This window comes from Pseudomonas sp. (assembly GCF_050739935.1).
Taxonomy (GTDB): domain Bacteria; phylum Pseudomonadota; class Gammaproteobacteria; order Pseudomonadales; family Pseudomonadaceae; genus Aquipseudomonas.
On record NZ_JBOICF010000103.1, the window covers coordinates 1 to 15,120 of the forward strand.

General features: G+C 61.4%; 9 protein-coding genes. 7 read left to right on the plus strand and 2 right to left on the minus strand.

Annotated elements, in window-relative coordinates; genetic code table 11:
- Together ACRER8_RS20545 and ACRER8_RS20550 are read right to left on the minus strand one after the other, a co-directional pair.
- A partial coding sequence (locus ACRER8_RS20545; protein WP_431748031.1) for a DUF6531 domain-containing protein occupies positions 1-1,817 on the minus strand: 1,817 nt, incomplete at its 3' end.
- 255 nt (positions 1,818-2,072) lie between these two features.
- Positions 2,073-6,929: an NAD-glutamate dehydrogenase gene (locus ACRER8_RS20550; RefSeq protein ID WP_431748032.1), complete on the minus strand. Its 4,857-nt coding sequence runs from the start codon at positions 6,927-6,929 to the stop codon at positions 2,073-2,075.
- Positions 6,930-7,500: 571 nt separating this feature from the next.
- Here ACRER8_RS20550 and ACRER8_RS20555 point away from each other — a divergent pair.
- The 7 genes from ACRER8_RS20555 to ACRER8_RS20585 all read left to right on the plus strand — a co-directional run bounded on the left by ACRER8_RS20555 (position 7,501) and on the right by ACRER8_RS20585 (position 15,003).
- Positions 7,501-7,860 carry a hypothetical protein gene (locus ACRER8_RS20555; RefSeq protein ID WP_431748033.1) on the plus strand — a complete coding sequence of 120 codons (360 nt, stop codon included), beginning with the start codon at positions 7,501-7,503 and terminating at the stop codon, positions 7,858-7,860.
- Positions 7,861-8,134: 274 nt separating this feature from the next.
- Entirely contained in the window at positions 8,135-9,094 is a 960-nt protein-coding gene (locus ACRER8_RS20560; protein WP_062390247.1) for an AAA family ATPase, read from the plus strand.
- Between the two features lie 4 nt (positions 9,095-9,098).
- Positions 9,099-10,043, plus strand: a complete 945-nt coding sequence (locus ACRER8_RS20565) for a DUF58 domain-containing protein (protein WP_431748034.1) — start codon at positions 9,099-9,101, stop codon at positions 10,041-10,043.
- Positions 10,040-10,534: a DUF4381 domain-containing protein gene (locus ACRER8_RS20570; RefSeq protein ID WP_431748035.1), complete on the plus strand. Its 495-nt coding sequence runs from the start codon at positions 10,040-10,042 to the stop codon at positions 10,532-10,534. Before ACRER8_RS20565 ends, ACRER8_RS20570 begins: the two co-directional genes overlap by 4 nt.
- A complete protein-coding gene (locus ACRER8_RS20575) occupies positions 10,527-11,594 on the plus strand; it encodes a vWA domain-containing protein (RefSeq protein WP_431748036.1) in 1,068 nt (355 codons plus the stop codon). The genes ACRER8_RS20570 and ACRER8_RS20575 overlap by 8 nt, the downstream gene beginning before the upstream one ends.
- A gap of 8 nt (positions 11,595-11,602) precedes the next feature.
- Entirely contained in the window at positions 11,603-13,321 is a 1,719-nt protein-coding gene (locus ACRER8_RS20580) for a VWA domain-containing protein (protein WP_431748114.1), read from the plus strand.
- Complete coding sequence (locus tag ACRER8_RS20585) at positions 13,318-15,003, plus strand: BatD family protein (RefSeq protein WP_431748037.1); 1,686 nt, start codon at positions 13,318-13,320, stop codon at positions 15,001-15,003. The genes ACRER8_RS20580 and ACRER8_RS20585 overlap by 4 nt, the downstream gene beginning before the upstream one ends.
- The last annotated feature ends 117 nt before the right edge of the window (positions 15,004-15,120 follow it).

The following is a 15,120-nucleotide window of genomic DNA, read 5'->3' on the forward strand; positions in this document are numbered from 1 at the left end:
GCGCCGAGCAACTGACGTTCATCGTTCCAGAAAAACTGCCACGTCTGATCGAGGTTGTCGGTGTATTCGGTGATCTGCTGCTGGCTGTTCCAGCGTCGCGTGCTGCGGCGGTTCAGGCCGTCGGTAATGACCGTATTGCCCGCGCTCAAGTCATAGGCAAACCGGTACTCGTCACCTTCATCGGTCCAGTGATGGATCACGCGCCATTCGCGTTCGTCGATCAGCGCCCATTCATAGAAACAACGCAGCCCCGTGGGAAGCTGGTGCTCGACCATTCGCCGGCCAACGTCGTACGTGAAGCGTCGCTGAACCTTGCCCAGCGCATCGCGCACTTCGCTCAGATCGCCGCAGGTGTCATAGGCATAACTCGCCAACACTGCGGACGATTCGTCATCGAACATGCGGTGGATGCGTTCCACCCGAGCCGGCCATCGCGCCGAATACACCAACTTCACGCGCACCACATCGAGGGTGTCGTGCAGTCGAGAAAGGCGCCCCTCGGCGTCGTACAGCAGATGAATCCGGTTGTCGTTGCGGTCGCCGAGCTGGCTTAGACGTAATCGAGTTGGATCAACCAGACTCGGCTCAAACAGCCGACAAAGCCCATCCTCGCTCTCGACCAACATCCGTCCATCCACATGCCGCTTGACTGCCAACCCCTCGCCCGGACTGAACACCGCGCTACCCAGCGCAATCGCGCCCATATCGATTCGCCGCGCCTGCTCGTCGACATAGATCAGCCGGTCGCCACCCTCTGTGCGCACCTCGACCTCGACACACACTTCAAGCGGGACACTCCAACCCGCACCAAACAGCCCATCTCGCCGCTCATCCCGACTGCTGTAAAACCGCTGCCACTCAATCGGCAACACGCCTGGCAGCACAAAATCCAGCTCTTCAGCCCCACCGAGCACCTTGGCGCCGGTGGCTGCATGCACCGGATTCGGCGACGCGGACACCGCTCGCCCCAGCGCTCCCGCTGCCGCCCCGACGACAGAAGCACTCACCCCGCCAAGCAGCATGCACGGCAAATTGCTCACGAACTTTGCGGGGCCACCGCGCAGCATCATCAACGCCGAAACGGCCAACCCGACGCCCGGCGTCTTGCCACTGCGAATGGTCCGAACAACCGCCTTGCCGCCACCGATGCGCACGTTCGGTGAAATCAACCCGGATGAAACCACCGTGGCATCGCAGGTACTGCGATCACCGCTGCGCACGGCAGGCTGGCCGTTGATGAACACCGTGCTCGAACCTTCGGCCAGATACTGGCCTGGCATGCCGGGATGTTTATTGCAGGTGATCCGATCATTGGGCAGCGGCGACGCGCCCGGATCCGGTGTCGCGACGGTAGGTCGCCACAGCTCCGAGAAGAAGCCCTTCGCCATGTCGAGGAAGGTGTCTTCGGGGGCTGAGTCAGCAGGGAACTCAGAGGGCGCGTCCGAAATAGCGCCAGCAGCACGCGCTGCAGGCAAGCCATTGATGAAGACGTTGGGCGAGCCGCTGGTGATATGCGCACAGACAGTCGGCGGGAAAAGGTCGTTGCCCAGGCTCTGGCAGAAATCGCTCAGCTTGCTGTCAGTACCCGTGACCTGCATGCCAATGGTAACGGCCGCCCCAACGACTGCACCCAGCACACAGGCGCCAAGCCCGGCGGTGGCGACGGTCACACCCGCAGCAGCAATGATCGCCGTCGTAGCCAAGGCACCGACGGCCACAGTGGCGACCACCTCCAGTGCACCACCAAACACATCGGCCATCACAGAGCTATGGGCAAGGGCATCGCCCTGACGGGCAGCCCAAAGGGCGTCAGACATTCCGTGATCCGCGCTGAGAAAAACGCGAAATCTAGGGGTTAAAAACGCTGCTGTCTGAGCGCTGAAACACAAAAAGGAAGGACTGCAAGGTTTTCAGAAAGGGACTACAAGACAGTGCCTATACGTCCTATCCAAGCGAACGAATCCACTCACGAGCAGCAAGAAACGACGACTTGTCAGACTCAATCGGCTCGTTGAATACAAAAAAGCCCCGCATCTCTCAATGCGGGGCTTGCGTTACCACTCAACCAAACCTCAAACCACGGCAGTCTGCCCGCTCATGGCCAGGTCCAGCAGTTCGCGGTTGGCGACGGCATACATCGCGTAGTCATTACCACTCGCCGCACGCAGCTCGACCAGCATCGCGCGCCAGCGCTCAACCATCGGCTGGTGTTGCTCCAGCCACAGGTTCAAACGCTCTTCCACATCCGCAGGACCATTGGCCATCTGCAATACAGAAACAGTGATCGCCCGTTGCTGCCAGTCGATATCATCGCGGAACGCCTCGCGGGCCAGGGCCTGCCAGTTGTTCTCCACCGGCAACGCACTGATCTGTTGCAAATACCAGGTGACATCCAGCGAACTGCCTACCGCGAAATACACCTTCGCCACATCAGCCGCATTCTGACCGGTAACGTCCGACGCTTCGATGATCGGCAACAGCGTGTACAGGTGCGTCGTACCCGCCACCATCCGAGCCAGCAACTCAGGCACGCCAGCCTCGACATACTCCTGATAACGCGCCTGCCAGACGTCGCGGGTCGGGCCTTCCAGCAGCTCGTCCAGCTTAAGGCCCAGTGCAGCGATGTGCGGACCGAAGTGCGCAACGTCACGCGCCGCGTCCAGTTCGTTACGGCGGCTGCGCAGGAACCAGCGCGTGGCACGACGGCCCAGACGCAGTAGTTCATCCATCAGCGCAAGCTGAATTTCGGCTGGAACCTTGTAGTCCAGCGCCTCAATCTGACGGAACCAGTGTGGCAGATGGAAGATGTCACGCACGATCACATACGCACCGGCCACGTTGGCCGCGCTCATGCCGGTCGACTCCTTGAGGCGCTGCACGAAGGTGATGCCCATGTGATTGACCAGATCGTTGGCGATCTGAGTGCTGACGATTTCGCGTTTGAGGCGGTGGCGACGCATGGATTCCGAGAACTTCGCGCCCAGTGAAGGCGGGAATGCGGTTTCCATGTCGCGGGCCAGGTAATCGTCGTCCGGCACGCGGGATTCCAGCAGCGCTTCCTTCAGGTCGATTTTGCTATAGGAGATCAGCACCGACAGTTCGGCTCGGGTCAGACCCTTCTTCTCGGCAACACGCTCGGCGATCTGATCCTCGGCTGGCAGGAATTCGATGGCCCGGTCCAGCTTGCCGCGCGATTCCAGATCGCTCATCAGACGCTTGTATTCGGCAATGCGCTCGTAAGCACGACGGGCCGCCAGCGAAAGCGCCTGGGTCTGCTTGTAGTTGTTGCCGAGTACCAGATTGCCCACTTCGTCGGTCATGCTTTCGAGCAACAGATTGCGCTGCTTCTCGGTCATGTCGCCGGCCTGCACCACTTCGTTGAGCAGGATCTTGATGTTCACTTCGTGGTCGGAACAGTCGACACCACCGGCGTTATCGATGAAGTCGGTGTTGGTTGCGCCGCCCAGCAGGCCGTATTCGACGCGGCCCAGTTGGGTCATGCCCAGGTTGCCGCCCTCGCCCACCACCTTGCAGCGCAACTGGTTGCCGTTGACGCGCAAGGCGTCGTTGGCTTTGTCGCCGACATCGGCATGGCTTTCGGAACTGGCCTTGACGTATGTGCCGATACCGCCGTTCCACAACAGATCCACAGGCGCCTTGAGCAGTGCGTGCATCAATTCGGTCGGGGTCAATCTGTCGGCGCTGATGTCGAAGCGCTCTTTCATTTGCGGGGAGATGCTGATGCTTTTCGCGCTGCGCGGGAAGATACCGCCGCCTTCAGACATGATGCTGGTGTCGTAGTCGGTCCAGGCCGAACGCGGCAGATCGAACAGACGTTGACGCTCGGCGAAGCTGGTGGCCGGGTCCGGATTCGGGTCGATGAAGATGTGCAGGTGGTTGAAAGCGGCCACCAGTTGCAGCTTCTCGGACATCAACAGGCCGTTACCGAACACGTCACCGGCCATGTCGCCGACACCGATCACGCTGATGCTGTCCTGCTGAACGTTGATGCCACGCTCGCGGAAGTGGCGCTGTACCCCAACCCACGCGCCCTTGGCGGTGATGCCCATTTTCTTGTGATCGTAACCGGCCGAACCACCGGAGGCGAATGCGTCGCCCAGCCAGAAGCCGTAGTCGATGGCGATGCCGTTGGCGATGTCGGAGAAGGTCGCAGTGCCCTTGTCCGCGGCTACTACCAGATACGGGTCATCGTCGTCGTGCCGCACGACGTTGGCCGGCGGCACCAACGCGCCTTCTTTCAGGTTGTCGGTGATGTCCAGCAAACCGGAAATGAAAATGCGGTAGCAGGCGATGGCTTCGGCCTGGATCTCGTCGCGGGTACCGGCGGTTGGCAGGCGACGAGGCAGGAAGCCGCCCTTCGCACCCACAGGCACGATGACCGAGTTCTTCACTTGCTGGGCTTTTACCAAGCCCAGCACCTCGGTACGGTAATCTTCTTCACGATCGGACCAGCGCAGGCCGCCGCGAGCGACGTTGCCAAAGCGCAGGTGAACACCCTCGACCCGTGGCGAGTAGACGAAGATTTCGAACTTCGGCACCGGCTTGGGCAGCTCAGGGATCAGACGCGGGTTGAACTTGAAGCTGAAGTAGCTCTTGCTCTGGCCGTTAGCGTCGGTCTGGTAGAAGTTGGTGCGCATGGTCGCCTTGATCAGATCAAGGTAGCGACGCAGGATGCGGTCTTCGTTGAGCACCTGAACGTCGTCCAGGGCCGAAAGAATCGCCTGTTCCAGACGCTGTTGCATGTCGTCCAGGTCACCGCCGGACAGCTTGCGCGCCAGATAGAAACGGGTTTTGAACAGACGGGTCAGTTCTCGGGCGATATCGGCGTGGTTGTTTAGGGTACTGGCGATGTAGCCCAGGTCGAAGCCCAGACGGATCTGTTTCAGGTAACGGGCATAGGCACGCAACAGCGCTACGTCTCGCCAAGGCAGACCGGCGGTCAGCACCAGACGGTTGAACGCATCGTTCTCGGCCTCGCCGCGCACGATATGGACGAAGGCGTCCTGCAGCGTATCGTTGAGCTGCTGCAGGTCAAGTTTCAGATCCTCGCCATAGGTGAAGGCGAAATCGTGAATCCAGAACTCGCGGCCATTGGTGTGACGCAGTCGGTATGGGAATTCGCCCAGCACCCGCAGACCGAGGTTTTCCAGGATCGGCAGCACGTCGGACAGCGCCAGTGGCGTATCGGCGTGATACAGCTTGCAGTGCAGCTGCGCCTTGTCGCCGGAAAGCGGCTGATAGAAGCTCATGACCAGCGGATTGGCTTCGGACAGACTCAGCACATGCTGCATGTCGACCACGGCCGAGTGCGCGGCGAAACGCTCGCGGTAACCTGCCGGGAAGCCTTTCGGGAAGTCGGCCAGCACATTGGTGCCCTGGGCTTCGCCGAAACTTTCGACGACCAGGCTGGCGTAGTCGTCTTTCCACGAACGGCAAGCCTGAATGACTTCGTTTTCCAGTTGCTGCGGGTCGATGTCGAGGGTGACTTTCGGGTCCACGCGCAGGATCAGCTGCACACGGGCCAGAACCGATTCGGAGAAGAAGGTCCAGAACTCGCAGTCGCTGGCTTTCAGGCGCTCCATCAGCACCTGCTGGATCTTCTGACGGACCTCGGTGGAATAGATATCGCGCGGTACGTAGGCCAGGCAGTAGCAGAAACGTCCGTATGGATCCTTGCGCAAGAACACGCGAATCTTGTTGCGCTCCTGGATCTGCACGATTGACATGACGGTGGTGAACAGTTCGTCCACCGGGGTCTGGAACAGGTCGTCGCGCGGCAGCACTTCAACGACTTGCGCCAGCTCTTTGCCCAGGTGCGCCTTGGCGTCGAAACCGGAACGGCGCTCGACTTCGGCCACCTTGCGGCGGATGTAAGGGATGTTGCGCACGCTTTCGCCATACACCGACGAGGTGTACAGGCCCATGAAGCGGCATTCCTTGATGACCTTGCCATCGGCGTCGATCTGGCGGATCGACACGTAGTCCGGGTACGCAGGACGGTGCACGCGGCTCGGGTGCGCGGCCTTGGCGAACGACAGCAGGGTCGGCTCGTGCAGATAATTCACCGCATAGCCTTCGATGTGCAGGTCTTCGGCGGAAAGCCCGGCACGCAGCAGCTTGGTCAGACCGAGGAAAGACGACTGATCGTAGTTCAACTGGCCGCCGTCAGCGCCGCCATCGACGGTGAATTCTTCATAGCCGAGGAAGGTGAAATGGTTGTCCACCAGCCACTCGAGAAATACCTTGACCTCGGTTTTTTCGTCCGGATCGACGTTGTATTCGATGGCGTCGACACCTGCCAGCAGCTCATGCAGCTTGGCCTTCATCGGTTCGAAATCTTCAACCGCGACGCGCACCTCCCCCAGCACCTGCTCCAGCTCACGCGCCAGGACGTTCAGCTCCGCGGCGTTGGCGCAGCGGTCGATTTCCAGGTACATCAGCGATTCCTGCAGCACACCGTCGCCGCTGGCGCCTTTGGGCAGCAACTCGACCAGTTGGCCTTTTTCATCGCGGCGCACGCTCAACACGGTGGTTTGCAGCGTGTGGATGCTGTAGCCACGGCGGTTCAGTTCGGTACGGACCGAGTCAACCAGGAACGGCAGGTCGTGGTGCAACACTTCAACGGCGGTATGCGTGGATTGCCAGCCATGACGTTCGTAATCAGGGTTGTAGACCCGCACTTGCGGTGCGCGGTGCTCGAAACGCTCGAGCAGGCGCCAGGCCGACAGCGTGCAACCGGCAAGATCGGAAAGCCTGCGCTGGGTCAGTTCATCGAGGGAAATGATGCCGAAGAATTGATCGGCGAACAGCGCCACTTGTGGCAGTGCCTGTTCGCTGATGTGCTGGGCCAGTGCCGCTCGCAGTTGGTGCTGGAAGTCGGACTTGCTGGCTGCGGTGAAGAACGCCATCTGTGGTACTCCGCTTGGCTTGGCTTTTATATAGGAGAGATGCGTGTTTCGGGGTCGTGCTGCATGTGTGTGTCACGTTTCGCGTCTGTTCGATGATAGTCAGCAAAACGTGACAGGGCGCTGTGCGTCGACACATGTCCCAGTAGTAACGCTCGTCGTGTGTGCGTCGTCACATTCGATTGACCCGAATGAAGATCGGTGAAACGTCTGCCCAGGCAGGCTCGGCTTCATATCCGTTCATCTGCTGCGCAGCTTAACGACAGCGACCATGAGCCTGCTTGCGATGCTGCGACATATTCGGACATCGGCTTGTAGGCGAATGTTTCAGAAGGGGGGATGGCGTTTGAATAGCGCGCAGGAACGCGTGAGTGGAAGAAGGAATTTCTGGGGGAGGGAATTCATCCGCGAAAATACATCAGGCGATGGAGATGTGGGGGCTGTACCGGCCTCTCGCGAATGAATTCGCTCCCTCAGTTTGATCTGCGTATGGCAACTCGTCAGGCAGGCAAAATTTCCCCAAGCCTGGCAAAATCCCACCCTGCCCCGAGCCACGCCACCAAGGAATTGCGCCATGCACATGACCACCGACAGCTTCATCTACAACCCCTGCGACGAGGAAGAAGATGACATGGCGCTTGTGTGCTGCCATGCCAACGATGGCGACCTGTTTCTGCTGACGCGCTTCCCGGATGAGGACGAAGTCGACATCACCTTCCGCGACGACACCATTCACGTCGACGCCAATTTGAAGGTGACCTTCAGCGCCACGCGGCTGCTGGTGGAGATAGATGCCGCCGACGCAAAGCCGTTTGGTGGCGACATCACCTACGAAATCCGCCACAGCACACAGGGCAATGAACTACCAGAGTTGGACGCCACATTGCGAATCATTCTCAGAGATGTGGGAACGTACGTCAGCGAAATCAGTTGACCGCGCCGTCCTCCTCTGTAGCAGCGCGGCTTGCAGGCGGTGGCGTTCGTGAAATCGCTGCCGCCGGCGAGCCGGACTGTTACAGCTGTGCCCATGTAACTGTGGAAAAAACCACAACCTGTCAGACAATTCTCGTTTTCACCCGGCAAACATCGCCAAACGCTGAAAAAACCCCCTGCCCGGTTAGTCGCCGCCCCCTCTGATGCATTAAAGTAACGCCCCCAGCTTCAGTGCCGTCTTGGCGCTGCGCCTATCCTGCCAGGAACCGTCATCGATGGAACATCGTGAAGCGTTGATCGCGCTGCGAACCTTTCTCTCAACACAGATTCTCGGGCAGGAGAAACTGGTCGAGCGGCTGTTGATCGCGCTGCTCGCCGACGGCCACATGCTGGTCGAAGGCGCGCCGGGACTGGCCAAGACCAAGGCGATCAAGGAGCTGGCCGAAGGCATCGAAGCGCAGTTCCATCGCATCCAGTTCACCCCTGACCTTTTGCCCGCCGACATCACCGGCACCGAAATCTATCGGCCCGAAACCGGCAGTTTCGTGTTCCAGCAGGGTCCGATCTTCCACAACCTGGTGCTGGCGGACGAAATCAACCGTGCGCCAGCCAAGGTGCAATCGGCGCTGCTGGAGGCCATGGCCGAACGTCAGGTCAGCGTGGGTCGCAGCACCTATGATCTGTCGCCGCTGTTTCTGGTGATGGCGACGCAGAACCCGATCGAGCAGGAAGGCACCTATCCCCTGCCCGAGGCCCAGCTCGATCGCTTCCTGATGCACGTGAAAATCGGCTTCCCGGATGCCAACGTCGAACGCAAGATTCTGCAGCAGGCCCGTGGCGAAGCATTGAATGGCGAAACCAAACCCGAACGCCGCGTCACCCAACAGGCCATTTTTGCCGCACGCAAGGAAATCCTCGGTCTGTACATGGCCGACGCCGTGGAGGAATACCTGGTGCAATTGGTGATGGCTACCCGTACTCCGGCCAAATTCGATGCCGAGCTGGCCGAATGGATCGGTTATGGCGCCAGCCCCCGAGGTTCGATTTCTCTGGACCGCTGCGCCCGCGCCCATGCGTGGTTGGCCGGTCGTGATTTCGTCAGCCCCGAAGACATTCAGGCAATGGTCTTCGACGTGCTGCGCCATCGCATCATATTGTCGTTCGAAGCCGAGGCCGCGGGCATCGATCAGGACCGCGTGATCCAGCGCATTCTCGACGTCGTTGCCGTCGCCTGACCTCATGCAACCCTATCTGATTTCCCAACCGGGCATCCGTATCAGCCTTGCCGAGCTGATCGAGATGCGTCATCGCGTGCGGGAAGTGCAGCTGTTTTCTTCTCCCGGTCGCCGCAGCCCGCTGATTGGCCTGCATCACTCCAAGCTGCGCGGTCGCGGCGTGGATTTCGACCAGGTGCGGGTGTATCAGGCTGGCGACGACGTGCGCACCATCGACTGGCGCGTGACGGCGCGAACCCAGGAACCGCATACAAAACTGTTTCATGAAGAGCGCGAGCGACCGATTTTCATCATGGTCGAACAAAGCCGTCGTCTGTTTTTCGGCTCGGGGGTGATGTTCAAGTCAGTGCTGGCGGCCCAGGCCGCGGCCTTGATCGGCTGGGCGGCGCTGGGCCACAACGACCGGGTGGGCGGGCTGGTGTTCGGTGACAACGAGCACTACGAAATCAAGCCACGACGCAGCAAGCAAAGCCTGTTGCAACTGCTCAACCGGCTGGTGCGGGTCAATCAGTCGCTGCACACCGAAGCCGTGTCCGATCGCGACACCTTCGGGGTGGCCCTGCGCCGTGCCCGGGAAGTCCTGCGGCCGGGCAGCCTGGTATTCATTCTCTGCGATGAGCGCACCCTTTCCGATTCCGCCGAGCAACAACTGGCCCTGCTCTCACGCCATTGCGACCTGTTGCTGCTGCCGCTGTCCGATCCGCTGGATCACGCACTGCCTGCTGCCGGATTGCTCAGGTTCGCCGATCGCGGCGCGCAGCTTGAACTGGACACCCTGAACCCCGACCTGCGCCAGACCTACCGCGCACAGGGCGAGGCGCGTCAGGCGCGCTGGGAATTGCTGGCCAAGAAGCTGCGAGTGTTGATGATTCCGCTGAGCACTCAACAGCAAATGGTCGAGCAACTGCGCGACTACCTGAACGCGCAGCAACCGGTGAAACACAAATGAGCACGCTGGACCAGCTGCAGCCGATGATCCTGCCCGCGCCGATAAGCTTCTGGCCGCTCGCGCCCGGCTGGTGGCTGCTGCTGGCACTGCTGCCGTTGCTGGGTTACGGCCTGTGGCGCGCGCGCGTGCTGCTGCCCAAACGCGCGCCGGACCAGGCAACCGAGCAGCCGCTGGACCCGCTGCGTCAGTCGGCACTGGTCGAACTGGCGCAGATGCCCAAACCCTATGACGGCGCCCCGGCCGGTGCCTGGCTGCAGCAGATCAACGGCCTGCTCAAGCGTCTGTGCCGCAACGACTATCCCTACAGTCAGAGCCACACCCTCAACGGCCGCAAATGGCTGGCGTTTCTCGACAACCGTTGCCCGGCGGCCGGCCTCACGCGCTGGATGATTCTTGTCGAAGGCGCCTACAAGCCCGAATGCAAACTCGACGACAAGGCCATCAATGGTCTGACGCAGTCGGTCGAAACCTGGATTCGCAAACATGTTTGAGCTCGCCTGGCCGTGGGTCTTCGCACTGCTGCCGCTGCCATGGCTGCTGCGCTTTCTACTGCCGGTGGCCGACAGTGGCGAAGCCGCGCTCAAGGTCAGTTTTCTCAACGAACTGGAAGGTCTGGCCGGTCGTCGAGCCCGTGCCCACTTGCCGGGCTGGCGCCGGCAGTTGCCCTTCGTAACTATATGGTTGTTGCTGCTGATGGCCGCGGCGCGCCCGCAATGGCTCGGCGACCCCTTGCCGGTGGCAGCCAGTGGGCGCGATCTGCTGGTGGCGGTGGACGTATCCGGATCGATGGATTATCCGGACATGGTTTGGCAGAACGATGAAGTGAGCCGATTGACGCTGGTCAAACAACTGCTCGGCGACTTTCTCGAGCATCGCAAAGGCGACCGGGTCGGGCTAATCCTCTTCGGCAGTCAGGCCTACATGCAGGCGCCATTGACATTCGACCGCAAGACCGTGCGCGTCTGGCTGGATGAAGCGCGAATCGGCATTGCCGGTAAAAACACCGCCATCGGCGACGCCATTGGCCTTGCGCTCAAGCGTCTGCGCCTGCGTCCGGCGCAGAGCCGCGTGCTGATTCTGGTGACCGATGGCGCCAACAACGCCGGCCAGATCGACCCCGCCACCGCCGCGCGACTGGCTGCAGGCGAAGGCGTGAAAATCTATCCGATCGGCATCGGCGCTGACCCTGACAAGGGCGCGACCAGCATTCTGGGCCTTAACCCGAGCCTGGATCTGGACGAGCCTGCGCTGCGCGAAATCGCGGACATTACCGGCGGCCAATACTTCCGTGCCCGTGACGGCGCGCAGCTGGAAAAGATCGGCAAAACCCTCGACACCCTCGAACCGGTCACGCAGCAGCCGACCCGGGCGCGCCCCGCCCTGGCGCTCTACCACTGGCCGCTGGCGCTGGCGTTGCTGCTGAGCGTTCTGCTGGTGGTTCATGAGCGCTGGCCGCACAACCCGCTGTATCGCTTCCTCGCTCGCCAGCCGGCGCTGCACCACGGACCGCACTGGCGTCAGCGTTTCAAGCGTTTGCGGGGGCGCCGATGAGCGCATCGATATTCGCCCTGTGGCCTCACTGGTTGCGCCCCTGGTGGCTGCTGATTGTGCCGGTGCTCGGCTGGTTGATCTGGCGACTGTGGAACCGACAGAAACGGGTCGGCCGCTGGCAAATGATTCTGCCGGGCGCCTTCCACTCCGTGTTGCTTAGCGGCGGCAGCGGTCGGGAAAGCAAACTGCCCTGGATCGCCCTGGGGTTCGGATGGCTGCTGGCGTTACTGGCTTTGCTCGGCCCAAGCTGGCAAAGAGTCGAACAAACCAGCCAAAAACCCGCGGACCCGCTGGTGGTGCTGCTCGAACTGACTCCGGAGATGCTCGCTGCCGACAGCCCGCCGTCACGTCTGGAGCAGGCACGGCGCAAGTTGCTGGACCTGTTGCAGGCGCGGGGCGATTCGCAGACAGCGATCATCGTCTATGCAGGCAGCGCGCATACGCTGGTGCCTTTGTCCGACGACCTGGGAACCAGCAAGAATCTGCTGGATGCGATCAGCCCCTCGATCATGCCCGAAAGCGGCCAACGCGCCGACCTGGCTGTGCGCAAGGCCCTCGACCTTCTCAAGCAAGGTGACCTGGGGCTGGGACGTCTGCTGTGGATCGGCTCTTCGCTGAGCGACGCTGAACGCCAGGGAATTCGTCAGGCCATGAGTGGCCATCCTCCGCAGCTGTTGATGCTCGGGGTCGGTACGGCTGAGGGCGCACCGGTGGCACAGGAAAAAGGCGGCTTCCTCAAGGATGCTCAGGGCGGCATTCTGCTGCCGCGTCTGGACAGTGCCAGCCTCAACGATTTCGCAGAAGATCTGCGCGGGCATTACAGTCAATTGCGCCTGACCGATGACGACCTCAACGAACTGGGTCTGCTGGATAGCCCGCGAGAGCTTCGCAGTCAAGGCCAGACTGTGCAGCTCGACAGCTGGGCCGATCAGGGTTACTGGCTGCTGTTGCCACTGCTGTTGCTGGCCGCCTGTGCCAGTCGTCGCGGCTGGCTGTTGTGCCTGCCGCTGCTGATGCTGGTGCCGCAACACAGTTACGCGTTCGAATTCAGGGATCTCTTCCAGCGTCCCGATCAACAGGGCCAGCACTTGCTTCAGCGCCATCGCCCCGCTGAAGCGGCCCAGCGTTTCGAGGACATCCAGTGGCAAGGCATTGCGCTGTATGAAGCAGGCGATTATGCGGGTGCCGCTCAGCGCTTCGCCCAGGGCAACAGCGCTGCCGACCACTACAATCGCGCTAACGCGCTGGCCAGAAGCGGTGAACTGGAAGCTGCCATCGATGCTTATGAGCAAGCGCTGGAACGTCAACCCGACTTCCCCGCAGCCGCCGCGAACAAGGCGCTGATCGAGGAAATGCAGGAGCAGAACAGACAGGCCGCAGCCGAAGACGCCAGTGAAGGCAAGACCGAAAGCGACAACGGCGCGGACAAACCCCGAGATGGTAGTGCCGGGCAACAACAGTCGAGCCAGCAGGCGTCGTCCCACGGCGACGAGGAAAACGACACCAACAGCTCGCAATCGATGTCCGGAGCCAGCAACGGCAACGGTCCATCACCGGATGAAGATGAACCCACCCGCGCCCCTAGCCGTCCCGCCGACAGTCAGATCAACGGCGAACAGCGCCAGGCGCTCGAGCAATGGTTGCGTCAGATCCCGGACGAGCCCGGCGAGCTGCTGCGACGCAAATTCTGGTACGAACAACAGCAGCATCAGGAAAAAGCCCGATGAGTCGTGTGCACACTGTGGTAATTGCGTGGCTGTTGTGCCTGTTCGTCCTGGTGGCGCAGGCCGACTCGCCCGCTGCGACGTTGCAGGCCAGCGTCGACCGCACTCGCGTGAACACTGGAGAAACCGTCGAGTTGACCCTGGAATCCGACGACGCAACGCTGTTCGGCAAACCCGACATGAGCGCCCTGGATGCCGATTTCGAAGTCCGCGACACCCGTCAGCTGAACAGCCTGACCACGCTGGAGGGCAACGTTCACGCTACCACCCGCTGGCTGATTACCCTGATGCCGCGCCATAGTGGCTCGATCGAGATTCCGCCGCTGAAACTGGGCGAGCTGATCAGCCAGCCGATTGCCCTGCAGGTGGTGGAAGTAGAGCCTTCGGCGCAGTCTCAGGAACAGAAACTCGCGCCGGTGTTCATGGAAGCGAGCCTGGATCAGGACACGGTCTATGTGCAGGCCCAGGCGGTGCTGACCGTGCGCATCTATCATTCGGTGTCGCTGTTCGATGACAGCAACCTGACGCCGCTGCAAGTGCCGGACGCGCGTATCGAAAAGCTTGGCGACACCCGCACCTATGAGAAGCAGATCAACGGTATTCGTCATGGCGTGATCGAGATGCGTTATGCGCTTTTTCCGCAGCAAAGCGGCGACATGACCATCCCGGCGCAGGAATTCAGCGCAACGATGGTGCAGGACGTCCCGGAAGTCAGCCAGGCCGCGGCTACCAGTCAACCCGCCGTGGCCACCAGCCCGAAACCGGGCAAGCTGATGCGCGTGATGTCCGATCCTCTGCCACTCAAAGTCAAGCCACAACCGGCCAATTACCCGGCCAACATGCCGTGGTTGCCCGCGCGCGGCATCGGCCTGAGCGAGAACTGGAGCCCGGACCCGACCCACACCCAGATCGGCGACTCTTTGACCCGCACCTTGGTGATCGAGGCCGAGGGCCTGTCCAGCGCCCAACTGCCGCCACTGCCGGCCACTGAAGTCAGTGCGCTGCGGCGCTATCCCGACCAGCCGCAGCTGAGCAATCAGGCTAACGAACGCGGTCTGGTGGGCAGCCGCGAGGAACGTGAAGCACTGGTGCCCAATCGTCCAGGCGCCATCGAGATTCCCGCTGTGGATGTGGTGTGGTGGAACACCCTGGAAGATCATCTGGAACACAGCTCCCTGCCCGCCCGGACCTTGCAGGTCAGTATCAATCCGGCGTTGTCCGTGGACATGCCCGTGAGCGACAACACAGGCCTGACGGTAGCCGGTCCGCCCGTTTGGCCGTGGCAGCTCAGTACCGTGCTGTTGAGTTTCACCACACTGCTGGGCTTCGGTCTGTGGTGGCGCGCCCGCTGGCAACCGGCCCTGACACGCGTGGCGCAGGCCGGCCCGAGTCCGCGCACCGTGCTTGACGACCTCAAACGCGCAAGTCTTGCCAACGATCCGCACGCGACCCGTCAGGCACTGGATGCCTGGGCCCGGCAGCAACCGGAAACCCTGGCCGACATGGCTGCCCGCTTCGTGACGTTGTCCGATGCCCTTGATGGCCTGAACGGCGCGCTGTACAGCGAGACCGAAAAATTGTGGCTGGGAGAAGATTTATGGAAGGCAGTCAAGGCACTGCCCGCCGTTGAAACACCCGTAGACCCGAATGGCGCAGACAGCCTGCCGCCGCTTTATCCAAAGTGAGCGCCGATAGTTCACGCCATCGTCCTGTAGCAGCACGGCGACTATTTGTGAGTGCTCGTTGAGACATGGCTCAATGACCCCTGTGGGAGCGAATTCATTCGCGAGAGGTCCGTACTG

Excerpts from the sequence above, each read along its gene's own strand:
- ACRER8_RS20550 (WP_431748032.1), bottom strand. The coding sequence starts at position 6,929 with ATGGCGTTCTTCACCGCAGCCAGCAAGTCCGACTTCCAGCACCAACTG.
- ACRER8_RS20555 (WP_431748033.1), top strand. The coding sequence starts at position 7,501 with ATGCACATGACCACCGACAGCTTCATCTACAACCCCTGCGACGAGGAA.
- ACRER8_RS20560 (WP_062390247.1), top strand. The coding sequence starts at position 8,135 with ATGGAACATCGTGAAGCGTTGATCGCGCTGCGAACCTTTCTCTCAACA.
- ACRER8_RS20565 (WP_431748034.1), top strand. The coding sequence starts at position 9,099 with ATGCAACCCTATCTGATTTCCCAACCGGGCATCCGTATCAGCCTTGCC.
- ACRER8_RS20570 (WP_431748035.1), top strand. The coding sequence starts at position 10,040 with ATGAGCACGCTGGACCAGCTGCAGCCGATGATCCTGCCCGCGCCGATA.
- ACRER8_RS20575 (WP_431748036.1), top strand. The coding sequence starts at position 10,527 with ATGTTTGAGCTCGCCTGGCCGTGGGTCTTCGCACTGCTGCCGCTGCCA.
- ACRER8_RS20585 (WP_431748037.1), top strand. The coding sequence starts at position 13,318 with ATGAGTCGTGTGCACACTGTGGTAATTGCGTGGCTGTTGTGCCTGTTC.